This window comes from Streptosporangium brasiliense, assembly GCF_030811595.1.
GTDB classification, from domain to species: domain Bacteria; phylum Actinomycetota; class Actinomycetes; order Streptosporangiales; family Streptosporangiaceae; genus Streptosporangium; species Streptosporangium brasiliense.
In genome coordinates, this window is sequence record NZ_JAUSRB010000002.1 from 329,411 (window position 1) to 355,236 (window position 25,826).

Consider the following 25,826-nt stretch of genomic DNA (forward strand, 5'->3'; position numbering starts at 1 on the left):
CGCGGCCTCAGCCGGCGCTCGGCGCGAGGTCGGGGGCCCGCTCCAGGTCGCCGGTCTCCTGGGCGGCCAGGGCCCGGCGGCCGAAATAGATCACGTAGGCGAGGAAGGCCGCCTCGGCGACCACTCCGATGCCGATGCGCGCCCAGGTGGGCAGGCCGGAGGGGGTGACCAGCCCCTCGATGAGCCCGGAGACGAGCAGCACCACGACCAGGCCGAGGGCCACGCTCATGACGGCCCTGCCCTGCTCGGCGAGGGCCTCACCGCGCCTGCGGGGGCCGGGGTCGACGACGGTCCAGCCCAGGCGCATGCCGACGGCCGCGGCGAGGAACACCGCGGTCAGCTCCAGCAGGCCGTGCGGGGTGATCAGGCCGAAGAAGATGTCCAGCTTGTCGCGCGAGGCCATCAGCCCGGCGGAGACGGCCACGTTGAGCGCGTTCTGCCACAGGATGTAGGGGATCGGCAGGCCGAGCAGGATGGCCATGATGATGACCTGTATCGAGACCCAGGCGTTGTTGACCCAGACCTGCCCGGCGAAGGAGGCCGCGGGGTGCTCGGAGTAGTAGTCGGCGAAGTCGTGTTCGACGAGCCGGGTGATCTCCTCGGGCGTGGCGATCGCGGCCTGGACGCTGGGATCGCCCGCCACCCAGACGGCGACGACCGCGCTGACCAGGACGAACGCGGCGGTCGTGCCGAGCCACCACCAGCGGGCCCGGTAGGCGACCACCGGGAAGGAGACCGTGAAGAAGCGGACGAACTCCCGCCAGGCGGGGGTGTGCGCTCCGGTGACCGCCGAGCGGGCCCGGGCGACCAGCGCCGACAGGCGGCCCACCAGGATCGGGTCGGCCGACCCCGAGCGCACGATGGACAGATGCGTGGCGACCCGCTGGTAGAGGTCCACCAGCTCGTCGATCTCGGCGCCGTTCAGCGACCTGCGGCGCCGGATGAGATCCTCCAGGCGGTCCCAGACCGGGCGGTGCGCGCTGACAAAGGCGTCGATGTCCACCCGGAAAGCGTATCCACAGTCCCGCCTCCGAGACGGCGGACGGGCCCGCCTCCCGGCGGCTCCGCGCGCGGGCGCGTCCGCGGTCCCGCCCCTCGGACGGCGGCCGGGTCCGCCGTCCGGCGGCTCCGCGCGGGATCGGCGCCGCCCCGTCCCACGCCGCGGGAGGCGGGGGACGGGACGCGGCGGCCGAGGATCTAGAAGGCGACCCCGCACCGCAGCAGCACGTTGGCGTACGGCCGCGCCTCGCCGGTGCGCACGACCAGCCGGCTGGCGCGGGCCAGCCGCTTGAGCTCCTCGTGCGGGACATAGGTCAGGTCCGGCAGGCGGGTGCTGAGCAGGGCGTCGCATCCGGCGTTGGCCGTACGGACCTCCCGGGCTGCGGTGGCCCCCTCCACGACGAGCTCGGCGAGGATCCCGTCGAGCACGTCGGCGAAGGCCGGGATGCCCGGCAGGAAGGCGAGGTCGACCACCTCGACGCCGGGCGGCAGCGGCATCCCGCTGTCGCAGACGAGCAGTTCGTCGGTGTGACCGAGGCGGGCGAGCGCGCCGGACAGGGCGGAGTTGAGGATCCCCGTGCGTTTCACAGGCCCTCCAGATCCTCCGGATACGGATAGGAACTCTGCGCGCCGGGCGCGCGCACCGAGGCGGCGCCCACCCGGACCGCGAAGGCGGTGGCGTCGGCCAGGCCGTCGCCCCGGGCCAGGCGCCAGGCCAGCGCCCCGGTGAACGCGTCACCGGCACCGGTGGTGTCGACGGCCTCCACCCGGGGGCTCGGCACCGCGGTGACCGTGCCCGGCTCCGCGACGACCGCGCCGTCGGCCCCCAGCGTGAGGACCGCCGAGCGGGGACCGAGCGCGAGCAGGGCCCGCGCCTGCTGTTCGGGCTCGCCGGGCCCGCCGAGCAGGAGCGCGGCCTCGTGCTCGTTGACGACGAGCGGGTCGCAGACCGCCAGCAGTTCGTCGGGGACGGCGGCGGGCGGCGACAGGTTGAAGACCACCCGGGCCGCCGTCCGGGCGGCGGCCACCACCGTGGCGAGGGGACTCTCCAGCTGCAGGGAGACGACCCGCGCCGAGGCCAGCAGGTCGGCCGCCGCGGCGATGTCGTCCTCGCTCAGCCGCGCGTTGACCCCCGGCGACACGATGATGCTGTTGTCCCCGTCCGCCCCGACGGTGATCACCGCGACGCCGCTCGGCCCCGGGGTGTCGGTGAGACGGTCCAGGTCCACGCCGTCGCCGGAGAGCGCCTTGCGCAGGAACTCGCCGTTGCCGTCGGAGCCGACCCTGCCGAGCAGGGCCACACGGGCGCCGAGCCGGGCCGCGGCGACGGCCTGGTTGGCGCCCTTCCCCCCGGGATAGGTGGCGAGATCGGAGCCGATCACGGTCTCGCCCGGCATGGGACGCCGATCGACCCGGATCACCAGGTCGGCGTTGACCGACCCCACGACGATCATTTCGAACGGCGGCGCCGGCTCCTCCCCGCGCCGCCCGCCGGCGCCCTCGGGCGCCGGCCCGGCGTCGTCACCGCGGGCGGTCATCACGAGCCCGCGAACTCTGCGACGTTGTCCTTGGTCACGGCCTTGACCGGCACGGCCACCGTGGCCTCGACCTTCTCTCCCTTCGCCGCCTTGATCGCGCCCTGCACGGCCTGCTGGCCGAGGAGCTGCGGCTGCTGGGCGATGCTGGCGCTCATCGTGCCCGCCTCGATGGCCTTGAGGCCGTCCGGGGTGCCGTCGAAGCCAACGATCTTGATCTCGCCGCCCGCCTTGGCGCCCAGCGCCTTGATCGCGCCCAGGGCCATCTCGTCGTTCTCGGCGAACACCCCGGTGATGCCGGGGTTGGACTGCAGCAGGTTGGTCATGACGTCCAGGCCCTTGGTCCGGTCGAAGTCGGCGGGCTGCTGGGCGACCACCTGGATGCCCGGGTACGCCTTGATCCCCTCGGTGAAGCCCTGGCCGCGGTCACGGGAGGCGGAGGTGCCGGGCACTCCCTGCAGGACGGCGACCTTGCCCTTCTCCCCCATCTGCTTGGCCAGTTCCTGGGCCGCCAGCTTGCCGCCGGCGACGTTGTCGGAGGCCACGGTCTGGGCCACGGTGGCGCCGTTGACCACGCGGTCGACGGCGATCACCGGGATCTTGGAGCGCTCGGCGGCCTTCACCGCGGGCCCGGCGGCGTCGGAGTCGACCGGGTTGATGATGATCGCCTTCATGTTCTGGCTGGCGAAGTTCTGGATCTGGTTGACCTGCTGCGAGGCATCGTTCTGGGCGTCGGTGACGGTCAGCGCGACCCCCTGCTTCTTGGCCTCGTCCTCGGCGCCCTTGCGGAGCTGGACGAAGTAGGGGTTGTTCAGGGTGGAGACCGACATGCCGAGCTTGACGTCCCCCCCGGCCGCCCCGGATCCCCCGGAGCCGGAAGAGGAGGAGGACGAGCCCGAGCCACAGGCCGTCAGCCCCAGGGCGAGCGCGGCGCCGGCCGCGACGAGAGTGATGGTGCGTTTCATGGTGTTCCCCCGATGGGTTCAGTTGGTTCCACGGCGGCGCAGGGTGTCGAGCAGGACCGCGAGCGCGATCACCACTCCGATCACGACCTGCTGCCAGAAGGCGGAGACGGAGAGCAGGTTGAGGCCGTTGCGCAGCACCGCGAGGATGAGCGCGCCGACGAAGGTGCCGAAGGCCCGGCCCTTGCCGCCGGACAGGCTCGCCCCGCCGATGACGACGGCGGCGATGGCGTCCAGCTCGTAGCCGGCGGCCGCCTGGGGCTGGGCCGAGGCCAGCCGGCTGGCCAGGACGATGCCCGCGACCGCGGCGAAGAGCCCGGACAGGGCATAGGTGATGAGCTTGCGCCGGTTGACGTTGATGCCGGACAGCCGGGCGGCCTCCTCGTTGCCGCCGATGGCGTACATCGCGCGCCCGGTGTAGGTCCGGTTCAGGATCACGGCCGTGATGACGCCCATGACCACCATGACGACGACCGGGACCGGCAGGTAGTCGCCGATGGTGTCGCCCAGGTGGGAGACCGCCTCCGGCATCGCGATCGGGCTGCCCTGGGAGATCACCAGGGCCAGGCCGCGGGCGATGCCGAGCATCGCCAGCGTGGCGATGAACGGCGGCAGCTTGCCGTAGGCGATCAGCGCGGCGTTGACCAGCCCGCACCCGAGGCCGACGGCGAGGGCGATCACGGTGGCCAGCGGCCACGGCAGGCCCGTGTCGGTCGCGGTCCAGGCCAGGACGATCGCCGAGAGGGCGGCGACGGAGCCGACCGACAGGTCGATGCCGCCGGTGATGATGACGAAGGTGGCGCCGAAGGCGAGGATCGCGGTGACCGCCGCCTGCACGCCGACGTTGAGCAGGTTGGTCACGGTCAGGAAGTCGCCCGACAGCAGCGAGAGCGCGACCGCGAGCACGACCAGTGCGACCAGCGCGCCGTTCTCGCCCAGCCAGGCGGTGGCCGGCGGCTTGCGGCCCGGGGGCTTGCGCTGCAGCACGTTAGTGGACACGAGCATCCTCCACCTCGGCGACGGCCAGGGCCATCACCGAGTCCTGGGTAGCCTCACCGGCGGCGAGCTCCCCGACGAGCCGGCCGCGGGCCATCACCAGCACCCGGTCGCTCATGCCCAGGATCTCGGGGAGATCGCTGGAGATCATGAGCACCGCGTGCCCGGAGGCGGTGAGCGAATTGATCAGTTGATAGATCTCGACCTTGGCCCCCACGTCCACACCCCGCGTGGGCTCGTCGAGGATGAGCACGCTCGCCTTGGCGAGCAGCCACTTCCCGATGACGATCTTCTGCTGGTTGCCGCCCGACAGCGTGCGGACCTCCTGGCCGAGGCCGCTCATCCGCACGCCGAGCTGCTGGGCCACCTCGGCGGCCGCCCTGCGCTGCCCCGTCCTGTCGACGAAGCCGCCGCGGCTGGCCCGCCGCAGCGTGACCAGGCCGAGGTTCTCCCCCACGTCGGCGCCGAGCACCAGTCCCTGGCCCTTGCGGTCCTCCGGGACCAGGCCGAGGCCGGCCTCCATGGCGGCGTGCACGTCGCCGCGGGCCAGCGGGCGGCCGTTCACCAGGACCTCGCCGGAGTCGTAGGCGTCCGCGCCGAAGATCGACCGCGCGACCTCGGTACGGCCCGCGCCGACCAGCCCCGCCAGGCCCACGACCTCCCCGGCGCGCACCTCGAAGGAGACGTCGGCGAACTCTCCTTCCCTGCGGAGCCCCCGCACCTGCAGCAGGGGGCCGCCCGGCGGCGCCGGCTCCCGGGGGTACTGCTGGTCGATCGGGCGGCCGACCATGAGCCTGACCAGCTCGTCCTCCGGGGTGGTCGCCGGGACCTCGGCCACCGAGCGGCCGTCACGCAGCACGGTGACCCGGTCGCCGATCTGCGGGATCTCCTCAAGGTGGTGGGTGATGAACACGATCGCCACCCCCTGCTCGCGCAGCTGCCGGACGATGCCGAACAGCCGCTCGACCTCGGTGGTCGTGAGTACCGCGGTCGGCTCGTCCATGATGAGCACGCGGGCGTTCAGGCCCAGCGCCTTGGCGATCTCGACCATCTGCATGCGCGCGATGCCCAGCCGCGCCACCGGCGTGCGCGGGTCGACCTCGACGCCGACCCGCTGCAGCAGCTCCCGTGCCTGCTCGTGCATCCGCTTGGTGTCGACGAAGCCGAAGCGGCGGGGCGGGCGCCCGAGGGCGAGGTTCTCCCCGACGGTGAGCTGGGGGACCAGGTTGAACTCCTGGTAGATGGTGGCGATGCCGAGCCGCTGCGCGTCGCCCGCGGTGCGGATCTCGACCGGCTCCCCGTCGACGAGGATCCGCCCTCCGTCGGGGTGGTAGGCCCCGGAGAGCATCTTGATCAGCGTGCTCTTGCCCGCGCCGTTCTCCCCGAGCAGGACGTGGACCTCGCCCGAGCGGAGGCTGAAGTCGACCCCGTCCAGCGCGACCACACCCGGGAACCCCTTGCGCAGACCTTCGACCCGGAGGATCTCGTCGTTCACGAGACGTTCCTTCCTTCCCCACATGATTGGCGGACCACCAGGACGGCGGGCAGGGCCACCGACTCGGCCGGCCGCCCGCCGAGACGGTCGAGGATCACCCGCACGCCCCGCTTCCCGAGTTCGGCGGCGGGCTGGCTGATCGCGGTCACCGGAGGGGTGACGTGCGGGAACCACGAGACGTCGTCGAACGACGCCAGCGCCACGTCCTCGGGGATGCGCAGGCCGCGCGCCCGTATCTCGTCCAGCGCGCCCAGGGTCATCAGGTTGTCGCCCGCGAAGATCACCTCGGGCGGCTCGGGGAGGTCGAGCAGCCTGGCGGTGAGCGCGCGGCCGCTGCCCGAGCGGAAGTCCCCCGCCTCGATGTATTCCGGGCGGATCTCCAGGCCGTGCTCGGCCATCGCCACCAGGAAGGCGTCCGTCCGTTCCCGGCCGGTGGACAGCCTGGCGGGGCCGGAGATGAAGCCGATCCGCCGGTGCCCGAGCTCGCGCAGGTGGGCGACCAGCGCCCTGATCGCGTCGGTCCCGTCGACCCGGACCGACGGCACGTGCACGCCGGGAAGCGTGCGGTCCAGGAAGACCAGCGGCCCTCCGGACCGCGCGATCTCCTGCACCAGCGGCGTGACCTCGGCGGTGGGGCAGATCAGCAGGCCGTCGACCCGCTGCTCCAGGAGCGTGCGCACGTAGTGGTCCTGCTCCTCGGCGCGCTCGTCGGCGTTGCCGATGATCACGGTGTAGCCGGCCGCCCGCGCCGCGTCCTCGACCGCCCTGGCCAGCTCGGCGAAGAACGGGTTGACGATGTCGCCGATGATCAGGCCGAGGGTCTTGGTCGCCTCGGTGCGCAGCGAGCGCGCCACCGCGTTGGGGACGTAGTTGAGCTCCCTCATGGCGGCGTAGACCCGGGTCCGGGTCTCCTCCGTCACCGACGGGTTGTCGTTCAGAACCCGGGAGACCGTGGCGACGGAGACGCCCGCATGCGCGGCCACATCCTTGATACGTGCCATCAGCCCTCCATGTAATCGATTACATCAGAGTATGTAATCGATTACATGGATGTAAACCGGAGAATCTGTGACCTGCGTCACACGTCGTCGGTCGCGTCCGGCACGGCCCGCGGGCCGGCCGGCGGACGGGCCCCGGCGTCCGGCGCCCTCCGCCGCGACCGCGACCGGGAGAGATCACGCCGGGCCGAGGCCGTCGGCCTCCTTCATGTACGCGCTGTAGATCAGATGGTCGTCCGCAGAGAATTGTTTTACATCGAAGTACAGGAATCCGAAATCCTGGTGGACGACGTTTCTTCTGTTGTACAACTCGTTGTTGTGGGTGGACCAGCATCCGATGTTCTCCTTGTTGCTCGGATTCAGGATCTGAAACTGGTCGCCGTCGAAGGCCCCACTCCGCTTCCATTGAGTCGCGTTCATCGTGTCGTAGATGTCATACAGTTTGCAGGCGCCCGTCACGGGCCTCCAGTTGAAAAAGCGGGTGGACGGCCCCACCGTCGCGGTCATCACAAGGCCGCCGGTGGAGGACTGCCAGAAGTTCCAGCGCAGCGCTTCAGCGGTCGTGGGAGCCGCCGCGTAGAGCCACGTGCCACTGCTGTCCACCGACACGTACTGATTGAAGCCTATGTTGTAGAGATATCCGACAAAAGTCGCCCCGGTGGAGTAGGTCTCCCAGGTCAGCCACTTGCTCGCGAGGGTCGGGTGGAGGCCGGCCAGTTCCCGCTCAAGGTCTGTCGCCTCCTCCTGCGGCCTGTCCTCGGACTTCCGGATCTCCTGCACCCGTGTCAGCGCTTCGGTCCGGCGCTGCATCAGCTCTTCCATGGTCAATCCTTTGGACGGTCTGCCGCTTACGGGAAATTCCGGGGGTGACCTGACCTTCGCTGGTGATACCCGGGGCACACAATCACATAACCCCACGACCAGGTAATCTGCGCCTACTGATCAGGGACCGTGATGGCTGTGGAGGCATTCGCGCCGGGCGCGGGGGATATTGGCGTGGCCTGCTTTTCACAGGGCGCCGACGGCCGGGTTCCGGAAGGCCGCCGTGGCGCGGGGCGGGGTGCCGGTGCGGGCCCGGCGGCGGCTCTCGCCGAAAAGGCGGTTCTCGCCGAAAAGGAGCGCCGTTTCATGTTCGCGGGCCGGCCGCGGCCGGCCCGTCCCGTCACGGGTAAGGTGCTGACTGTGTCCGATGTCGTAACCGGCGAGGCCGTTGTCGTCGAGGTCCGGACCGCCCAGATTCCGAGCAGGGCCGCGGCGCTGCTCATCGACATGGCGGTCCAGCTCGTAACGCTGTTCGGCGCGTCCTTCGTGGTCGGCGCGCTGGTCTTCACCGCCGACGAGGCGCTGGTGACGATGATCTACATCGCGCTCACCGTGCTCGTGCTCGTCGGCTATCCGGTGATCTTCGAGACGCTCTCGCGCGGCCGCAGCCTCGGCAAGCTCGCCCTCGGGCTCCGGGTGGTCAGCGACGACGGCAGCCCCGAGCGGTTCCGGCAGGCCCTGTTCCGGGGCCTGGCCGGAGTGCTGGAGTTCTGGACGCTCAGTGGCGCGCCCGCGCTGATCAGCTCGCTGATCTCGGAGAAGGGCAAGCGGCTCGGCGACATCTTCGCGGGCACCATCGTGATCTCCGAGCGCGGCCCCCGGCAGTACGGCCCGCTGCTGGAGATGCCGCCGCAGCTCGCCGCGTGGGCGGCGACGCTGGAGCTGTCGCGGCTGCCCGAGGGGGTCGCCGCCACCGCCAGGCAGTACCTCCTGCGCTGGCACGACCTGTCCCCGGTGGTCCAGCACGAGATGGGCGCGCGCATCACCGCCGAGATGTCGGCCTTCGTCTCGCCGCCCCCGCCACCGGGCGTGCCGCCGTTCGCCTACCTGACCGCGGTCCTGGCCGAGCGCCGCCGCCGTGACCAGATACGGCTGGCCCGCCAGGCGGACGCCCGGCGGCATCCCGCCCAGCAGCCGTCCCAGGCCCAGGGGCAGGGGCCCCACCCCTACCAGCCGCAGCCCGGCCCGCAGGCGCCAGGGCCGCACCGGCCCCACTGGCAGACGCCCGCGCCCCAGCCCTACCAGCAGGCTCCCCATCAGCCGCAGCCCCAGCGGGCACCCGGCCCCATGGCGCCGCCCGCGCACCGGTCTCCCGGCCCCACCCCCGGCGGCTTCGTCCCGCCCGCCTGAGCCCGGGGCGCACGCCGTACGGACGTGGGAAGGGGCGGCGGGAGGCTCCCGCCGCCCCTTCCGCCGGCGATCAGCGGCCGCCGGTGATCAGTGGCCGTGTGCCACCGGTGATCAGTGGCCGTGTCCCTGCCGGTAGGAGGCCTGGGTCTGCACGTTCAGCCGGTCCAGGCGGACGCTCCTGGCCGGGTCCGTGCGCCGGTCGCTGATCTTGAGGACGTCGAGTCCGTGGTGGAAGTCGCTGCCGTAGATGTAGCCGTTGTAGTAGTAGGCCGACCAGATGCCGCCCCCGCCGCCGTTCGGCTCGGGACCGCGCTCGAAGAAGCCGATCTCCTGCGGGTTGGTGGAGTCGGTGAAGTCCACCACCGAGATGCCGCCCTGGTACCACGCCTGGACCATGATGTCCTTGCCCTTGACCGGGATCAGCGAGCCGTTGTGCGCGACGCAGTTCTCGGTGTCGGCCTGGTACCGCGAGATCTTGAAGTAGCTCCTGAAGTCGAGCCGGCCGTTCCTGATGTCGAAGATGGCGTCGGCGCCCCGGTTCGGTCCGGTGGCCTCGTTGCAGGTGGCCCCGCCGCCGCCGCCGAGCTCGTCGGTGAAGACGACCTTGGTGCCGGTGTTGTTGAACGTCGCCGAGTGCCAGAACGCGAAGTTCGGGTCGGTGACGCGGGCCGTGACCACCGGGTTCGCCCGGTCGGAGATGTCGAACAGCACGCCGTCGCCCATGCAGGCCCCGGCGGCGACGTCCTTCTCCGGGTAGACGGTGATGTCGTGGCAGCCGCTGGTCGGCAACAGCAGGCCCGGCTGGGTCTCGTTGCCTCCGTCGGGGAAGACCACGGGGGTGGCGACGACCGCCGCCGCCGCCGGGTCGCGCAGCGGCACCTTGACGATCGAGATCTTGTCGTGCGGCGGCTGGCAGTCGGGGAAACTCGCCGACGGGTTGTAGGAGGAGGCGTAGAGATAGACGTTGCGCCGGTCGCGGCCCTTGCCCGGGACGAGGGTCAGGGTATGGGAACCGCAGTTGGTCTCCACCGCCTTGACGTACTTCGGATTCTTCTTGTCACTGATGTCGAAGATCCGGATGCCCTCCCACGACTCCTTGACCGCCGCGCTCTGCGCGACGCTGTTGCAGGAGTCGTCGCTGCGGGAGTTGTCGACGGCGGTGAAGAGCAGGTCGCCGTAGACTGACACGTCCATCTGGGAGCCGGGACACACGACGCTGCTGACGACCTTGGTCCGCTCCGGACGGCTGATGTCGTAGATCGAGAAACCACCGTAGTTGCCGACGTAGGCGTAGTCGCCCTGGAAGGCGATGTCGGTGTTGATGGTGGTCTCCAGCCCGGCGGGCTTGGGGACGTTGGCCACATGTGACACGTTCGGGCTGGTGACGACCTCGCCGACCGGCGGGATGTCGGCGGCCTGGGCGGACACCGCCGGCATCAGCAGCGCGGCGGCGGTGGCCACCACGGCCGACGTCCGGCCGATTCCACGGAGAGCGAGCACCCGGTACCTCCATTGTGGGGAGACGTAAAGTGCAGAGAACCGACGAAATTGTCCTTCTTAACCGGCAAATAAACCAGATGTCAGCTTGTAAGGATAAGGATCTGGTTTGATGCCTCACTCTACGTGTAGCGGGTCACCGGGACCCGTGAACAGCCACCGGGCCCGCCCGGTGCGGGCGAGCCCGGTGCGGACTGTGGGGACCGCGGCCCCCACCGCCCAGAGGTGATCAGTCGTCGCCGTGGTCGCTGTGGCCGTACTCCCGGTAGGAAGCCTGGGTCTGCGCGTTCAGGATGTCGACCTTGACGCCGTTCGCCTTGTTCGTGCGCGGGTCATTGATCTTGAGGACGTCGAGCCCCAGGTTGAAGTCGCTGCCGTAGATGTAGCCGTTGTAGTAGTACGCGGACCAGAATCCACCGCTCAGCGCGGGGGCGGTGCTGTCGGGGCCGCGCTCGAAGAAGGCGATCTCCTGCGGGTTGGTGGAGTCGGTGAAGTCCACCACCGAGATGCCGCCCTGGTACCAGGCCTGGACCATGATGTCCTTGCCCTTGACCGGGATCAGCGAGCCGTTGTGCGCGACGCAGTTCTCGGTGTCGGCCTGGTGGCGCGAGATCTTGAAGTAGCCCTTGAAGACGAGCCGGCCGTCCTCGATGTCGTAGTAGGCGTTGGCGCCGCGGTTCGGGCCGATCGCCTCGTTGCAGGTGGCCGCGCTGCCGCCGCCGAGCTCGTCGGTGAAGACGACCTTGGTGCCGGCGTTGTTGAACGTCGCCGAGTGCCAGAACGCGAAGTTCTCGTCGTCCCGGGCGGTCGCGGTGACCTTCGGGTTCACCGGGTCGGAGACGTCCATCAGGATGCCCTCGCCCATGCAGGCGCCGGCGGCCATGTTCTTCTCCGGGAAGACCGTGATGTCGTGGCAGCCGGTGGTCGCCGACGTGCGGTAGGGGTACTGCTGGGTCGGCTCACCGGGGTTGCCGCCGTCGGGGAACAGGTTCGGGGTGGCGACGACCGCCGCCGCCGCCGGGTCGCGCAGCGGCACCTTGACGATCGAGATCTTGTCGTGCGGCGGCTGGCAGTCGGGGAAACTCGCCGACGGGCTGTAGGAGGAGATGTAGACGTAGACGTTGTCCCGGTCACGCCCCTTGCCCGGCAGGAGGGTCAGGGTGTGGGAACCACAGTTGGTCTCCACCGCCTTGACGTACTTCGGATTCTTCTTGTCACTGATGTCGAAGATCCGGATGCCCTCCCACGACTCCTTGACCGACGCGCTCTGCGAGGTGCTGCTGCAGGAGTCGTTGTTACGGGAGGAGTCGACGGCGCCGAAGAGCAGGTTCCCGTAGACGGCCATGTCCATCTGCCCGCCGGGGCAGACCACCGAGCTGACCAGGGAGGTCCGCTTCGGCTTGCGGACGTCGTAGATCGAGAAACCGCTGTAGTTGCCGACATAGGCGTAGTCGCCCTGGAAGGCCATGTCGGTGTGGATGTCAGTGAGCGTGGCCGGCTTGGGGATGTTGGTCACATGCTCGACGTTCGGGCTCATGACGATCTCACCGGGTGCCGGGATGTCGGCCGCCTGGGCGGGCACCGCGGACAGCACCATCGCCGCCGCGACTCCGGCTACTACCAGGAAGCGGCCCGACAGGCCCTTCCTGCGGGGGGTGAACACTGGGAAACCTCCTTGCCATATGCACCATAAAGGGCACATAAGTGACTAGATCGTTCATCCTGAGCGGTCAATCAGGCAAGGTGTCACTGTGTCAGCAAGTTTTTGCGACCTGATGTCTTTACTCGCCCGGCCCGCGAAGATTAGGGTCTCTCGTCACATGCAGCTTGGAAAGGGAGGTCGGGTGCGCGTCGCGCTCGTTGTCGCGGTCGCCGCCGCTCTGTCCCTCACCGCGTGCAGCGCCGACCCTCCGCCGCCGCCCTCCGCCCAGTCGACCGCGCCGGTCATCGCGCCCGGCAGGCCCGGCGAGCCGGCCCGGACGATCAGCCCGAGCGAGGCGGCCACCGCCGTGCCCTCGCCCACCGCCAACGCGGCGGACGTGAAATACATGAAGGACATGATCGCCCACCACCGGCAGGCGATCGACATGGCGGTCCTGGCCCCGTCACGGGCCGACTCCGCCAAGCTCAAGGGCCTCGCCTCGCGCATCAAGGACGCCCAGGGGCCGGAGATCCAATACATGACGTCCTGGCTGCAGCAGCAGGGCCTGCAGGCGCCCGGTCACCACGCCGACCACACCGGCATGCCGGGCATGGCCACGCCCGAGCAGATGGAGGCCCTCAAGAACGCCTCGGGCAAGGACTTCGACCGGCTCTTCCTCACGCTGATGATCGCCCATCACCAGGGGGCGATCACGATGTCCGAGCAGGTGCTGACCGACGGCTCGCACATCAAGGTCGAGGAGCTGGCCAACGATGTCGCCGCCACCCAGAGCGCGGAGATCCGCAGGATGCTGGAGATGCAGGCCGGGCGCTGAACCCGGGCCCCGGGGGACGGCCGGTCCCGTGAGGGGTGCGGGCAAGCCTCCGGCCGGCCCCGTGAAGGGGGTCTGAGCCGGGCATACGGCTGATCCCTGGAACAGTCCCGGGCCCCGGGTGACACTCCGGTCCCGTGAGGGGTGCGGGCAAGCCGCCAGCCGGCTCCGGACTCCAAGCGGTTCCGGGCTCCGGGCTCCAAGCGGTTCCGGGCTCCGGGTGACGCTAGGAACCGAGCCGCCAGGAGTGGAGATACTTCTCCTGCTCGGAGGTCAGGGCGTCCACCTCGATCCCGGCGGCGGCCAGCTTGAGCCGCGCCACCTCGACGTCGACCTCCTGCGGCACGTCGTAGACGCCGGGCGCCAGCCGTACCCGCTCACGGGCCAGCCAGGCGACCGCGAGCGCCTGCGCGGAGAAGGACATGTCCATGACGGCGGCCGGGTGGCCCTCGGCGGCCGTCAGGTTCACCAGCCGGCCCTCGGCGAGCAGCAGGAGCCTGCGGCCGTCGGCGAGGACGTATTCGTCGGTGTTCGGACGGACCCCGTGATGCACGGCCTGGGCCAGCTCGTCCAGGGCCCGGACGTCGATCTCGACGTCGAAATGGCCGGCGTTGGCCAGGATCGCGCCGTCCTTCATCACCGTCAGGTGCTCGCCCCTGATCACGTCGCGGTTGCCGGTGACCGTGACGAACACGTCTCCGGTCCGGGCGGCGCGGGCCATCGGCTGCACGTCGTAGCCCTGCAGCGAGGCGTCCAGGGCCTTGACCGGGTCGATCTCGGTGACCACCACCCGGGCGCCCAGGCCCCTCGCCCGCTCGGCGACGCCCCGGCCGCAGTAGCCGAACCCGGCGACCACCACGGTCTTGCCCGCCAGCAGGGTGTTGGTGGCGCGAGTGATGCCGTCGATGGTGGACTGGCCGGTGCCGTACCGGTTGTCGAACATCCGCTTGGTCCGGGTGTCGTTGACCGCCACGACCGGGAACCTCAGCGCCTGCTCGGCCGCCATCTGCCGGAGCCGGATGATCCCGGTCGTGGTCTCCTCGCAGCCCCCAGTGACCGTCTCCAACAGCTCGGTCCGCTCGGTGTGCAGGATGTTGACCAGGTCGCAGCCGTCGTCGAGGACGATGTCCGGGCGGATGTCCAGCGCCTGGTGGATGTGGCGGTAGTAGACCTCCCGGGTGACCCCGGCCCGCGCGTGCACGCCGACGCCGTAGTCGCCCAGCGCGGCGGCGACGTCGTCCTGCGTGGACAGCGGGTTCGAGGCGGCCAGCGCGATCTCGGCCCCGCCCGCCTTCAGCGCGCCCATGAGCACCGCGGTCTCGGCGGTCACGTGCAGGCAGGCGGCGATCCGTAGCCCGTCGAGGGGCCGCTCGGCCGCGAAACGCTCCCCGATGGCGGTCAGCACGGGCATCGACCGCGCCGCCCATCCGATCCGCCGCTCGCCCGCGGCCACCAGCGCGCTGTCCACGTTTCTCCCCAGATTGCCCGAAGGCCCCCGCAGCGCTGCGGGGGCCGGGTGGAACGGTCGATCAGTAGCGGTAGTGGTCGGCCTTGTAGGGGCCCTCGATGTCCACGCCGATGTATTCCGCCTGCGCCTTGGTGAGCTTGGTGAGCTTCACGCCGAGGGCGTCAAGGTGGAGGCGGGCGACCTTCTCGTCCAGGTGCTTGGGCAGCACGTAGACGCCGACCGGGTACTGCTCGGTCTTGGTGAACAGCTCGATCTGGGCGATCACCTGGTTGGTGAAGGAGTTGGACATGACGAACGAGGGGTGGCCGGTGGCGCAGCCCAGGTTCATCAGGCGGCCCTCGGCGAGCACCAGGATCTGGCGGCCGTCGGGGAAGGTCCAGGTGTGGACCTGCGGCTTGATCTCGGTCTTGACGATGCCCGGGATCTTGGCCAGGCCGGCCATGTCGATCTCGTTGTCGAAGTGGCCGATGTTGGACACGATGGCGTTGTGCTTCATCTTCGCCATGTGAGCGGCGGTGATGATGTCGAAGTTGCCGGTCGTGGTGACGAAGATGTCGGCGATGCCGACGACGTCGTCCAGCGTGGTGACCTGGAAGCCGTCCATGGCGGCCTGGAGCGCGCAGATCGGGTCGATCTCGGTGACGATGACGCGGGCGCCCTGGCCCCGGAGGGCGTCGGCACAGCCCTTGCCGACGTCGCCGTAGCCGGCCACGACCGCGACCTTGCCGCCGATCAGCACGTCGGTGGCGCGGTTGAGGCCGTCGATGACCGAGTGGCGGCAGCCGTACTTGTTGTCGAACTTCGACTTGGTCACCGAGTCGTTGACGTTGATCGCCGGGAAGAGCAGCGAGCCCGCCTTGAACATCTCGTAGAGGCGGTGGACGCCGGTGGTGGTCTCCTCGGTGACGCCCTTGATGCGCGAGGCGATCTCGGTCCACTTGTTCTCGGCGGTGACCGTGCGGCGGAGCAGATCAAGGATGATCTTCCACTCCTCCGGGTCGTCCTCGCCGGCGCTGGGGACGGCACCGGCCTTCTCGTACTCGGCGCCCTTGTGCACGAGCAGGGTGGCGTCGCCGCCGTCGTCGAGGATCATGTTGGGGCCGTCACCGCCGGGCCATACCAGCGCCTGCTCGGTGCACCACCAGTATTCCTCCAGGGTCTCGCCCTTCCAGGCGAAGACCGGGACGCCCTTGGGGTCGTCGACGGTGCCCTCCGGGCCGACGACGACGGCGGCGGCCGCGTGGTCCTGGGTGGAGAAGATGTTGCAGCTCACCCAGCGGACCTCGGCGCCGAGCGCGACCAGCGTCTCGATGAGCACGGCGGTCTGGATGGTCATGTGCAGCGAGCCCATGATCTTCGCACCGGCCAGCGGCTGGGCCTCGGCGTACTCCTTGCGGATGGCCATCAGCCCCGGCATCTCGTGCTCGGCGAGCTGGATCTCCTTGCGGCCGAAAGCCGCAAGGGAAAGGTCGGCGACCTTGAAGTCCATGTGTTACCCCTCTGGTAGATGGTCGCGCTTCTGGTTGATGGTCGCGCTCGCCTCGTGGCCCTCGCCGGTCTCGCGACCCTGCTTCGCTCTCGGACCCGGCTCGCCGCTCCACCGGAAAAGTCGACGATGCGAGTTTAGGCGGCCCGGATGCCTCCGCGCACCTTCCAGACGGCTAACCTGACACAAGAATGTAAGACTCTGCGGAAAGGCCCGAGAATGCGGATCACCGAGGCCGCCCGGCGGCTGGGGATGTCCCCCCGCATGCTCCGTTACCGCGAGGCGCTCGGCCTGCTCCCTCCCGTCAGGAGCCAGGGGGCGCACCGGCGCTTCGGCCCCGAGGAGCTGTCGGCCGTCGCCCAGGGCGTGGAGCTGGAGAAACGGTTCGACATCTCCCCCTCCGAGCTGGCCTTCGCCCTCCGGGTGCTGAGCGAGCCCACCGTGGCGCAGGCCGTACGCGACCTGGGCCTGCGGATCGGCCGCCTGCAGGCCCCGCGCCGGGCGCTGGACTTCGAGAAGGAGAAGGCGCTGCGCCTGCTCCAAGGCCGCCCCTAGGCGGATCACCGACGGCCCCGGCCCCTCGGAGAGACCTCCAGCAGGCGGGCCACATCCCCGGACGCGGATCACCGACGGCCCACACCCCTCGGAGAGACCTCCAGCGGGCGGGCCGCGCCCCCGGACGCGGAAGGGCCCCGGCGCCGCACGGCGCCGGGGCCCTCAGGGGCGCTGTGGCTCAGACCGAACCGTTGACCTTGGACCTGTCGAGGTCCGGCTCAAGGTAGATGACGCGGGCCTCCGGCACGGCGGCGCGGATGCGCTGCTCGGCCTGGTCGATCCCGCGGGCCACCTCGGCGGCCGTGTCGTCGTGGTCCACCGCGATCTTGGCGGCGACCAGGATCTCCTCCGGCCCCAGGTGGAGCGTGCGCATGTGGATGACCCGGGCGACCTCGGGCGTGCCCTCCAGAGCGGCGCAGATCTTCCTCTCGACCTCCGGGCCCGCACCCTCGCCGATCAGCAGTGACTTGGTCTCGATCGCGAGGATGACCGCGATGACGGCCAGCAGGACGCCGATCGCCATCGTGCCGACGCCGTCCCAGACGCCGTCACCGGTGATCACGGCCATCGTCACGCCGAGCAGCGCGAGGACCAGGCCGACCAGCGCGCCGAGGTCCTCCAGCACGATGACCGGCAGCTCCGGCGACTTGGAGCGGCGGATGAACTGCATCCAGGTCTGGCTGCCGCGGATCGGGTTGGACTCCTTGATCGCGGTGCGGAAGGAGAACGACTCGGCGATGATCGCGAAGATCAGCACACCGAACGCCACGATGGGCGTCTCCACCGGATGCGGATCGCTGATCTTGTGCCAGCCCTCGTAGAGGGAGAACAGCGCGCCGATCGTGAACAGCACCACCGCCACGACGAAGGCGTAGAAGTATCGCTCCCGGCCGTAGCCGAAGGGATGCTCCGCCGTCCGCTTCCGCGCCGCCCGCTTCCCGCCGACCAGCAGCAACACCTGGTTGCCCGAGTCGGCGAGGGAGTGGATCGACTCGGCGAGCATCGACGATGAGGTCGTGACCAGGAAGGCGACGAACTTGGCCGCCGCGATCGCAAGGTTGGCGGACAGTGCCGCAATGATCGCCTTAGTACCGCCGCCCGCGCTCACGGCAGCCTCCGCTCATTGATTCCGAAAAAGACGGACGGAATCCTAATGGGAAATCCGCGCCTTCAGCTCTGTGATGGCCGACACAGGGGTCGGGTCGATCCCGTACCCCAGCGCGAGGTACGTACTCGCGTAGTCACCCAATTCAATCAGCGCCGCGAGCCGTTCCAGCGGGTGCAGCCCCTCGGCGGCGAGCTGGGTGACCGGCACGCCCCGGTCCTCGGCCATCCGGACCGACACCTCGCGCCGCCGCGCCACCTGCGGATGCTCCTCCACGTCGCGCAGCACGAACAGCCGCAGCGACCGTCCGCCGTCGTCGGCGAAGATGTCGCGGGTGGCCAGCGGACCGTCGAAGGCCACCACCTGGTTGTGGTTCACCTCGGGGATCTCACCCCAGACGGCCGGATATTTGCCGTTCTCGTTGAGCTGGCAGGCCCACCGGTAGGCGGCGACCGCGGCCAGCGGGGAGGATCCCCAGATCATCGGCACGGTCTCGGCCAGCTCCATGGCCAGCGTCTTGCCCGGGTTGATGAACGACTCGCTCGCCGGGCGGCACCGGTGGGCGATGTCCTCCAGGCGCTTGGCCGTGCCCTCGAACACCTCCTCGTCCACCTGGAGCAGGCCGAGCTCGGCGGCGGCGACGATCAGCGGGATCGACAGCGCCCAGACGGCGGCGCGCGGCTGCCCCCCGGTGCTGACGGGCACGAACGGCGCGCCCGCCTGCCTGGCGATTGCCTGCAGCGGCGAGTCGGGCGCGCCCAGCACCAGCAGGCGGCAGCCGCGGCGGACGGCCTCCGCCGCCACCGCGAGCGTCTCCTCGGTCCGGCCCGAGCACGACACCGCGATCACCAGGTCGGTCGCGCCGACCCAGCCGGGCAGGCGGTAGGACCGCACGGTCATGATCGGCAGCGGGGCGCCGTGACCGCACACCGCGTTGAGGACGTCACCGGCGATGCCCGAACCGCCCATGCCTGCGACCACGATGCTCCTGGGCCGGCCGTCCGCGCGCAGCGGCGAGAGGTCCGCCTCGCGCGCCGTCCGGTGGGCGGTGCGGACCTGCGCCGCCGATGCCGCCACCGCGCGCAGCATGCCCGACGGATCGCCCTCGGTCAGCAGCGTCTGATCGTCGAGCCGATCGGGCTCCCAGTTCACGACTTCCGCGCCTCGTCGACCAGCAGCACCGGGATGTCGTCCCGGACGGGATAGACCAGGCCGCAGCTGGCGGAGGTGCACGACAGCTCGTCCACCTCGGGCTCGGCGCGCAGCGGGGACTTGCAGTTGGGACAGGCCAGGATCTCAAGCAGCCAGTCGTCGATCTTCACTCGTTCAGCTCCTCACGACAGCGAGAACTTCGTCCCTGATCGCTGCCATCTGAATCTCGTCGGCCGCCTCGGCGTTCAGCCTGAGCAGCGGTTCGGTGTTGGACGGACGAAGATTGAACCACCATCCGGGGCCGGACACGGTCAGGCCGTCCAGCTCGTCGAAGGTGACGCCGTCACGGCCGGCGAACGTCTCGCGGACCCGTGCCGCCGCCTCCGCCTGGTCGGCGACCGTGCTGTTGATCTCTCCGGAGGCCGTGTAGCGGGCGTAGTCCGTGAGGATCTCCGACAGCGGCCGGTCCTGCCCGCCCAGCGCGGCCAGCACGTGCAGCGCGGCCAGCATGCCGGAGTCGGCGGACCAGAAGTCCTTGAAGTAGTAGTGCGCGGAGTGCTCGCCGCCGAAGACCGCGCCGGTCCTGGCCATCTCGGCCTTGATGAAGGAGTGTCCGACCCGGGTGCGGACCGGCTCGCCGCCGTGCTCGGCGATGATCTCCGGGACGCCCCGCGAGGTGATCAGGTTATGGATGATCTTGGCGCCGGGGTTCTTGGCCAGCTCGCGCACCGCCACCAGCGCGGTGACGGCGGAGGGGGAGACCGACTCGCCGCGCTCGTCGACGACCCAGCAGCGGTCGGCGTCGCCGTCGAAGGCCAGGCCGATGTCGGCGCCGGCGTCGATCACGGCCTTCTGCAGGTCGCGCAGGTTCTCCGGCTCGATCGGGTTGGCCTCGTGGTTGGGGAAGGTGCCGTCCAGCTCGAAGTAGAGTCCGGTCAGCTCCAGCGGGAGCCCCTCGAACACCACCGGGACGGTGTGGCCGCCCATGCCGTTGCCCGCGTCGACCACGACCTTCAGCGGCCGGATGCCGGACAGGTCCACCAGCGTGCGCAGGTGGTCGGCGTAGCCCCGCAGCAGGTCGCGCCCGGTCACGGTGCCGCCGCCGGCGCCGCCCACCCCGGACCTCAGCAGCTCGGCCGCCCGGTCGCGGATCTCCGCCAGGCCGCTGTCGCCGCCGATCGGGACGGCACCGGCCCGGCACATCTTCATGCCGTTGTATCGGGCCGGGTTGTGGCTGGCGGTGAACATCACGCCGGGCAGGGCGAGGCTGCCGCTGGCGTAGTAGAGCAGGTCGGTGGAGGCCAGCCCGGCGTGGACGACGTCGGCCCCCTGGGAGGTGGCCCCGCGGGCGAAGGCCGCGGCCAGCGGTCCGGACGAGGCGCGCATGTCGTGTGCCACCACGGCGGTCTCGGCGCCGGTCACCTCTACGAAGGCGGCGCCGACCGCCTCCGCGGCCTCCTCGTCGAACTCGTCCGGCACGACGCCTCGAACGTCGTACGCCTTGAAGATCTTGGCGAGGTCGCCCACTCCAGCTCCGCCCTTTTACGTCGTGTCTGCTGACCCCAGCCTAGTCGGGTCAGCGGTCGCGCTGGGGCTGAGCGGAACGGAGCACCCTCAGATGGCCGCGGCGCCCGACCTCGACCCCCTGGCCGACGGGCTCGGTGCCGCCTGTCGGCGCGGGCCTGGCGGCCTCGCGGACCGCGTTGGCGAGGGCTTCGAGGTCGTCCGTGCTCGGCGGTGCGCCGTCGGTGGGGAGGCGGACGACCTCCCAGCCGCGGGGCGCGGTCAACCGCTCGGCATGCTCGGCGCACAGGTCATAACAGTGCGGCTCGGCGTACGTCGCCAAGGGCCCGAGAACGGCGGTCGAATCGGCGTAGACGTACGTGAGCGTGAATACGGCAGGCTGACTGCACGCGGTGCGGGAACAGCGGCGGACGGGGCTCACGGTGGGACCGTATCCGGTAAGCGTCCGAGGCGCCACTATCTGAGCGCTCTTAACGAGCGTGTCGCCACAATTCGGACACGTGTCCCACCTTCCACCCGCCTGTACGGCTTAGGCCCCCTGTCACAACCTCTTCCCTGCCTTCCGCCGGGCGCGTCTAAGCTTGGCCCGTGAGCTCGGCACCCCGTGGACCCCGCCCTCCCCGCAGACGCGACCGGCACGGCCGCGGCATGCGCGGCCCGCTGGCCCCCTCCCACGTGCCGATCGCCAAGTCACGCGGCGAGCGCTTCGACGACTTCGTCCTGGACGCGGTGGACCGGCTCAAGCCCCGCTGGAGCAAGCAGCTGGCGGCGGTGGAGTTCGCGGTCGAGGAGGTGCCGCCGATCAGCCAGCTCGGCGACGGGCCCGGCCTGCTCTCCGGCGAGCCGATCCCGTTCGGCCGGGCCGAGCCCGCCGTGGGCAAGCGCCCGGCCGTCGTGATCATCTACCGGCGTCCCCTGGAGGCCCGGGCCCGCGACCGCGACCAGCTCGGCGCGCTGGTGCACGACACCGTGGTGGAGCAGGTCGCCGGGCTCCTGGGCCTGTCCCCCGAGACGGTCGACCCCGGCTACGACGAGCGCGACTGAGCGGGACGGCGCGGGCGGAGCGCCGGCGCCTCAGGGCAGCACGGCCGCCACGGACTCGGTGATCGGCGGGACCAGCGCCCACATGCGGGCCGCCGCCAGCGGCTGCGCGGTCAGCAGCAGGCCGCCCTTGACGCTCTCGTCCATCACCCGCCCGCCGTAGACCGGGCCGGAGCCCGGCAGCGGCAGCACGACCACCGCGAAGGCGCCGTCCACCTTGGGCAGCTTGACCTCCTTGGTGCGCGCGGCGGCGATGTCCACCTCGAACGGCTCCGGCGCCTCGCCCTTGCCCGGCAGCACCTGGACCCGCACCTTGCCGGCCGCGTCCGGCGCGGTCAGCAGCAGCCGGGAGCTCTTCTTCTTGCCCGTGCGGTTGTCGGCGACCACGCTGCCCAGGTCGATCGGGGCGGCCCCGGCGGTGAAGGCCACATCGCCCTTCGCGCCGGTGCCGGTGACGGCCAGCCCGGCCACGATCGGCGTGTCCGAGGTGAGCAGGAGCGCCGAGGGCTGCCCGCTGGCGGCGGCGGACAGGTCGAGGGTGGCGACGGAACCGGCGGGGACCTCGACGAGCTCGCGGTCCTTGAGGGCGTAGGTCCCGTCGGGGGTGAGCGCCTTGACCTCGACCAGGGTGTCGGACTCGGCGATGGAGGCGACGTACAGCTCGCGCTTCCCCCCGCCGCCGGGGATGCCCGGCACCACGACGCGGGTGGCCGGGGCGGTCGAGACCGGCAGCCAGTCGACGCCCCGGCCGCCGTGCATGATCGCCCGCGCCGCGGCGGCGACCCGGCCGGAGCTGGTGCGCACCTCAAGGGCCATGACGAGCGGTGAGGGGGCCAGGTCCTTGACCTTGATCGTACGGCTCTCGCCCGCTTCGAGCACGGACACGCCGCCGGAGTCGCTGATCACCGGGCCCTCGCCGGAGTAGACCATGACCTCCACGATGGCCGGGGCGAGGTCGGCGTTGGTGAGGTGGAGCGTGACGTCGGCCGCCGCCGGGCCGGGCCCGATCAGCCAGGTGCTCGCCACCGGCTCCACGCACCGCACCCCCGCCAGCCCGCGCTGCCCGCCCGAGGTCTCCCTCCGGGTCTGCTCCGCCTCCAGACCGGCGGCCATGCTCCCGGTGGCGGCCACCACGAGCGGCCCCGACTTGGCGGGGACCTTCTCGTGCCAGAGGCTGCCGGGGGTGTCCATGGTGGCGAGGGTCGTGTCGCCGGTGACGAGCGTCGTGGCGCCCTGTCCCTTGCCGCCCGGCGGGGTGATCACGCCGACGGTGGTCTCGGCGGGGGCGGGACAGACGGTCGTCACGGAGGCGACGGGCACCTTCTGGGGGCCGGGGGCGGGCTTGGCCGTGGCCTCCGGCTGGGTCGCGGAGGCCACGCCGTACAGGGCGAGCAGGGCCACCAGGACCAGGCCGAGCAGGCTGAACCGGTTTTCGATCAGTGATTTCACCGGAGGGTCGGCTCTCTCGAGGGCTCGGACGGGTCCTGGGCGGCGGGGCCGTCGGTCTCGTCGGTCCGCGAGCCGGGCGCGGCCAGGACCGAGACGACCAGCAGCATCACGGCCTGGGCCCAGAGCCAGCGGCCGTGCCAGGGGTCGCCCTGCGGAGTGGGGACCGCGGCGACCGGCTGGGTCAGCCGCCACACGCCGAGGGCCCGGGACAGGCTCATCCTGGCCAGGGCGGGCTGGGAGTCCAGCGCGTGGCCGATCTCCGGGCTCACCGGCGCGGCCACCACGACGTACTGCACGCCGTGGGCGGCCAGCACGCGGGCGTCGTCGCCGCCGCGGCCGGAGACCAGCCCGGCCGCCGCGACGCCGACGCTCTCGCGGACCCCCTGCGGCGTGGGGATGTCGGACTCGCCGATCACCGGGGTACGGCCGCGCAGCACGGTGAAGGTCAGGCCGTTCTCCTTGGTGCGCAGCAGCAGCGTCCGGCTGCCGCCGGTGGAGTTGACCGCGACCAGGGCGGGCATCGCGTCGGGCACGTTCCCGTCGATCGGACCGGCCACACCCTTGGTGATCCACATGGCGGCCGCGAGCAGCGGCGTGGAGAAGGCGACCGCCACGACGGCGAACGCGGTGATCCTGCGCAGTCCGCCGGCCGCCCGGAACTCGACGATCCGGTCGGCGGTGAGGGCGGCCACCACGAGCATGCCGGTGGCGGCGAAGGCCAGCGGCACACCAGGCCAGGCCGGTGCCACGACGTCGCCGTTGAGGGAGGTGACGGGGGTCCGGCTGACCAGGATCGCCACCAGCACGCCGAAGAGCGCGACGCCCCAGCCGATCGCGATGACCATCCGGTTGCGGCGCATGAGCAGCGCGGCCAGGCAGGCGGAGATGAGACCGCCGGTCACCCAGAGCGGCGGCATGCCGGGGCCGCCGGGGCTGAGCAGCAGCAGGGACGGGGCGGGCAGGGCGGCGTCGACCAGGGCGAGCTGGTGCAGCCCGGCCTCCAGCAGGAGCTGGCCCGGGTTCCTGAGCACCTGGGCCAGCCAGGGGAACAGCAGCGCCACCGGGACGCCGAAGGCGATCACCACGGAGACGGCCAGGCCCCGGCGGGGGAAGGCCAGCGCGGCCAGCGCGCCGAGGACGAGTGTGAGCGGGTAGACCAGCGGGGCGAAGGCCGTGCCGACGGCCAGGAGGAGTCCCAGCCCCCACGCGGCGCGGCGGGCCCGGCGGCCCTCCCCGGAGAGCAGGGTGGTGGCCAGCGCCGCGTAGACGGGCAGCAGCACGAAGACCACGGCGGTGCCGAGCCGTCCGGCGGCGACCGCGCCGGTGGCCACCGGCAGGAGCGCGTAGGAGGAGGCCAGCCAGACGCGGGTCCACCGGCCCGGGACGATCGAACGGGTCGCCACGTAGGCGGAGAACCCGGCCAGCGGCACGCAGCCCAGCAGCAGCACCGAGACCGCCAGCCAGGTCTTGCCGAACAGCACCGTGGAGAGCGCGGCCAGCACCGCGACGTACGGCGGCGCCCACGCGTCGCTGCCCAGGCCCGCCTGGTGGTAGCTCTCGACGTAGAGGTCCCAGAGGTCGGAGGCCCCGCCGATCACCGGGACGAGGGCGCCGCCGCCCAGCCGGGCGCCGCCGATCAGGCCGCGCTCGGCGACCAGCGTGACCACGGCGAGCGCGAGGAAGAGCAGCACGCCGGGGTTGCCGAAGAACCGCTGCATCACCCCGGTGTCGGTGAGCAGCTCCTCACCGTCCTCCTGCGAGGGGGTCACGGCGTGGTGCCGCCCGGCGGACTCCACGAAGCCGGTCCCGGCCAGGTAGCTCTGGACCCGGTCCGACAGGCGCCGGTAGCCCGCGCCCGGCGGGGTGAGCAGCCGTTTGATCGCGGCGTGGCTCTGTTTGCGGCCCTTGGCGCGCATCCGGCGGGCCCTGATCATCCGGCCGGGACGGCCGAGCACGGAGCCAAGCGCGGCGATCTCGTCCAGCGCGTTGGCGGGCTGCTTGGCCACCAGGAACAGCAGCGTGCGGAAGACCGATCCGGAGAGGTTGCGGACCAGCGCCCACATCAGCGGCCAGAACGGCAGGTTCGCCATGATCACGAAGATGGCGTTGCGGCGGTCCAGGCGGCGGGGATGGTCGCCGCTGGCGGTGATGCGGCGCCGCCGCCGGGTGGCGGCCTCGGCGTGCCAGGCCACCGCCTGGGTGACGTTCTGCACCCGGTGCCCGGCGGCCCGCACCCGCCAGCACAGGTCGAGGTCGTCACGGAACAGCGGCAGGTCGGGGTCGAGCCCGCCCACCTCGTCCCAGACGTCCCGGCGGATCAGCATCCCCGCCGTGGAGACCGAGAGCACGTCCCGGACCCCGTCGTACTGCCCCTGGTCGAACTCCCGGGCCTCCAGCCCGGTGTCGCGGCGGCCCGTCCGGTCGACGGTGACGCCGACCTCCAGCAGGAGCCGCCGGTCCAGCCAGTCGCGGAGCTTGGGGCCGAGCACCCCGGCCTTGGGATCCTGTTCGGCGGCCCGGAGCAGGTTCTGCAGCGCGGTGTCGTCCGGCGCGCAGTCGTCGTGCAGCAGCCAGATCCACTCCTGCCCGCCGGCCGGCCCCAGCCGGTCGAGCACCTCGGCGACCGCCTGGCCGAAGCTCGTCGAGCGCGGAAGGGCGAGCACGGCGTTCGGGCCGAGGACGCCGCTCAGCAGCGCGGCGCTGCCGTCCCGGCTGCCGTTGTCCACCCCGACGGCGCGGTCCACCGGCCGGGTCTGTCTGAGCAGCGCGTCGAGGGTCTCCTGCAGCCAGCGGGCGCCGTCGTGGGAGACGACGATCGCGGTGACCGTGTGGTGGAGACGAGGGGAGTCGGTGCTGGACATGCGTCCCGAGTTCAGGAGGGGGTGATGATCGGCGCGACAACGATACGACACCCTATG

23 protein-coding genes are annotated in these 25,826 nt (G+C 71.2%); 4 read left to right on the forward strand and 19 right to left on the reverse strand.

Features of this window, described 5'->3' with window-relative positions; all coding sequences use genetic code 11:
• Positions 1 to 7: 7 nt before the first annotated feature.
• From J2S55_RS09950 to J2S55_RS09985, 8 genes are all read right to left on the reverse strand, one after another.
• On the reverse strand, positions 8 to 1,003 hold the full coding sequence (locus tag J2S55_RS09950) for a stage II sporulation protein M (protein ID WP_306859033.1): 996 nt from the start codon (positions 1,001 to 1,003) through the stop codon (positions 8 to 10).
• Positions 1,004 to 1,197: 194 nt separating this feature from the next.
• Positions 1,198 to 1,587, reverse strand: a complete 390-nt coding sequence (gene rbsD / locus J2S55_RS09955; protein ID WP_306859035.1) for a D-ribose pyranase — start codon at positions 1,585 to 1,587, stop codon at positions 1,198 to 1,200.
• The gene (locus J2S55_RS09960) at positions 1,584 to 2,537 is read right to left on the reverse strand and encodes a ribokinase (protein ID WP_306875282.1); all 954 of its coding nucleotides are present in this window, start codon (positions 2,535 to 2,537) and stop codon (positions 1,584 to 1,586) included. The genes rbsD and J2S55_RS09960 overlap by 4 nt, the downstream gene beginning before the upstream one ends.
• Complete coding sequence (locus J2S55_RS09965) at positions 2,537 to 3,499, reverse strand: D-ribose ABC transporter substrate-binding protein (protein WP_306859037.1); 963 nt, start codon at positions 3,497 to 3,499, stop codon at positions 2,537 to 2,539. Before J2S55_RS09965 ends, J2S55_RS09960 begins: the two co-directional genes overlap by 1 nt.
• A gap of 18 nt (positions 3,500 to 3,517) precedes the next feature.
• Positions 3,518 to 4,501, reverse strand: coding sequence for an ABC transporter permease (locus tag J2S55_RS09970; RefSeq protein ID WP_306859039.1), 984 nt, complete (start codon positions 4,499 to 4,501; stop codon positions 3,518 to 3,520).
• A complete protein-coding gene (locus J2S55_RS09975) occupies positions 4,485 to 6,011 on the reverse strand; it encodes a sugar ABC transporter ATP-binding protein (RefSeq protein ID WP_306859042.1) in 1,527 nt (508 codons plus the stop codon). Before J2S55_RS09975 ends, J2S55_RS09970 begins: the two co-directional genes overlap by 17 nt.
• Positions 5,984 to 6,988, reverse strand: a complete 1,005-nt coding sequence (locus J2S55_RS09980; RefSeq protein WP_306859044.1) for a LacI family DNA-binding transcriptional regulator — start codon at positions 6,986 to 6,988, stop codon at positions 5,984 to 5,986. The genes J2S55_RS09975 and J2S55_RS09980 overlap by 28 nt, the downstream gene beginning before the upstream one ends.
• Before the next feature lie 174 nt (positions 6,989 to 7,162).
• A complete protein-coding gene (locus tag J2S55_RS09985; RefSeq protein ID WP_306859046.1) occupies positions 7,163 to 7,807 on the reverse strand; it encodes a hypothetical protein in 645 nt (214 codons plus the stop codon).
• A gap of 360 nt (positions 7,808 to 8,167) precedes the next feature.
• Between J2S55_RS09985 and J2S55_RS09990 the strand changes: the two genes are divergently transcribed.
• Positions 8,168 to 9,157, forward strand: coding sequence for an RDD family protein (locus J2S55_RS09990; RefSeq protein WP_306859048.1), 990 nt, complete (start codon positions 8,168 to 8,170; stop codon positions 9,155 to 9,157).
• A 111-nt stretch (positions 9,158 to 9,268) separates the two neighbouring features.
• Here J2S55_RS09990 and J2S55_RS09995 read toward each other — a convergent pair whose 3' ends face one another.
• Together J2S55_RS09995 and J2S55_RS10000 are read right to left on the reverse strand one after the other, a co-directional pair.
• Positions 9,269 to 10,657 (reverse strand): LVIVD repeat-containing protein, encoded by a 1,389-nt coding sequence (locus J2S55_RS09995; RefSeq protein ID WP_370879614.1) that lies wholly within the window; start codon positions 10,655 to 10,657, stop codon positions 9,269 to 9,271.
• A gap of 226 nt (positions 10,658 to 10,883) precedes the next feature.
• Positions 10,884 to 12,317 carry an LVIVD repeat-containing protein gene (locus J2S55_RS10000; protein ID WP_306859049.1) on the reverse strand — a complete coding sequence of 478 codons (1,434 nt, stop codon included), beginning with the start codon at positions 12,315 to 12,317 and terminating at the stop codon, positions 10,884 to 10,886.
• Between the two features lie 181 nt (positions 12,318 to 12,498).
• Here J2S55_RS10000 and J2S55_RS10005 point away from each other — a divergent pair, with 181 nt between their 5' ends.
• Entirely contained in the window at positions 12,499 to 13,131 is a 633-nt protein-coding gene (locus J2S55_RS10005; RefSeq protein WP_306859051.1) for a DUF305 domain-containing protein, read from the forward strand.
• A gap of 223 nt (positions 13,132 to 13,354) precedes the next feature.
• On the opposite strand, the gene J2S55_RS10010 is transcribed toward J2S55_RS10005, so the two are convergent.
• Together J2S55_RS10010 and ahcY are read right to left on the reverse strand one after the other, a co-directional pair.
• A complete protein-coding gene (locus J2S55_RS10010) occupies positions 13,355 to 14,596 on the reverse strand; it encodes an adenosylhomocysteinase (RefSeq protein WP_306859053.1) in 1,242 nt (413 codons plus the stop codon).
• A gap of 61 nt (positions 14,597 to 14,657) precedes the next feature.
• Complete coding sequence (gene ahcY, locus J2S55_RS10015; RefSeq protein ID WP_306859055.1) at positions 14,658 to 16,085, reverse strand: adenosylhomocysteinase; 1,428 nt, start codon at positions 16,083 to 16,085, stop codon at positions 14,658 to 14,660.
• Between the two features lie 216 nt (positions 16,086 to 16,301).
• Here ahcY and J2S55_RS10020 point away from each other — a divergent pair, with 216 nt between their 5' ends.
• Positions 16,302 to 16,637: a MerR family transcriptional regulator gene (locus tag J2S55_RS10020; RefSeq protein WP_306859057.1), complete on the forward strand. Its 336-nt coding sequence runs from the start codon at positions 16,302 to 16,304 to the stop codon at positions 16,635 to 16,637.
• 178 nt (positions 16,638 to 16,815) lie between these two features.
• Here the strand turns inward: J2S55_RS10020 and J2S55_RS10025 are convergent, their stop codons facing one another.
• The 5 genes from J2S55_RS10025 to J2S55_RS10045 are packed head-to-tail and all read right to left on the reverse strand — an operon-like array spanning position 16,816 to position 20,839.
• Positions 16,816 to 17,745, reverse strand: a complete 930-nt coding sequence (locus J2S55_RS10025) for a cation diffusion facilitator family transporter (protein WP_306859059.1) — start codon at positions 17,743 to 17,745, stop codon at positions 16,816 to 16,818.
• Between the two features lie 42 nt (positions 17,746 to 17,787).
• Positions 17,788 to 18,894, reverse strand: a complete 1,107-nt coding sequence (locus J2S55_RS10030; protein WP_306859061.1) for a bifunctional phosphoglucose/phosphomannose isomerase — start codon at positions 18,892 to 18,894, stop codon at positions 17,788 to 17,790.
• Positions 18,891 to 19,064 carry a Trm112 family protein gene (locus J2S55_RS10035; RefSeq protein ID WP_012888128.1) on the reverse strand — a complete coding sequence of 58 codons (174 nt, stop codon included), beginning with the start codon at positions 19,062 to 19,064 and terminating at the stop codon, positions 18,891 to 18,893. The genes J2S55_RS10030 and J2S55_RS10035 overlap by 4 nt, the downstream gene beginning before the upstream one ends.
• Positions 19,065 to 19,068: 4 nt before the next feature.
• Entirely contained in the window at positions 19,069 to 20,421 is a 1,353-nt protein-coding gene (locus J2S55_RS10040; RefSeq protein ID WP_306859066.1) for a phosphomannomutase/phosphoglucomutase, read from the reverse strand.
• 49 nt (positions 20,422 to 20,470) lie between these two features.
• Positions 20,471 to 20,839 carry a DUF3499 domain-containing protein gene (locus J2S55_RS10045; protein WP_043651503.1) on the reverse strand — a complete coding sequence of 123 codons (369 nt, stop codon included), beginning with the start codon at positions 20,837 to 20,839 and terminating at the stop codon, positions 20,471 to 20,473.
• 167 nt (positions 20,840 to 21,006) lie between these two features.
• Between J2S55_RS10045 and J2S55_RS10050 the strand changes: the two genes are divergently transcribed.
• The gene (locus J2S55_RS10050) at positions 21,007 to 21,462 is read left to right on the forward strand and encodes a metallopeptidase family protein (RefSeq protein ID WP_306859069.1); all 456 of its coding nucleotides are present in this window, start codon (positions 21,007 to 21,009) and stop codon (positions 21,460 to 21,462) included.
• A gap of 30 nt (positions 21,463 to 21,492) precedes the next feature.
• Here J2S55_RS10050 and J2S55_RS10055 read toward each other — a convergent pair whose 3' ends face one another.
• A complete protein-coding gene (locus J2S55_RS10055) occupies positions 21,493 to 22,908 on the reverse strand; it encodes a DUF5719 family protein (RefSeq protein ID WP_306859071.1) in 1,416 nt (471 codons plus the stop codon).
• The gene (locus J2S55_RS10060) at positions 22,905 to 25,769 is read right to left on the reverse strand and encodes a glycosyltransferase family 2 protein (protein WP_306859073.1); all 2,865 of its coding nucleotides are present in this window, start codon (positions 25,767 to 25,769) and stop codon (positions 22,905 to 22,907) included. The genes J2S55_RS10055 and J2S55_RS10060 overlap by 4 nt, the downstream gene beginning before the upstream one ends.
• Positions 25,770 to 25,826: the final 57 nt, after the last annotated feature.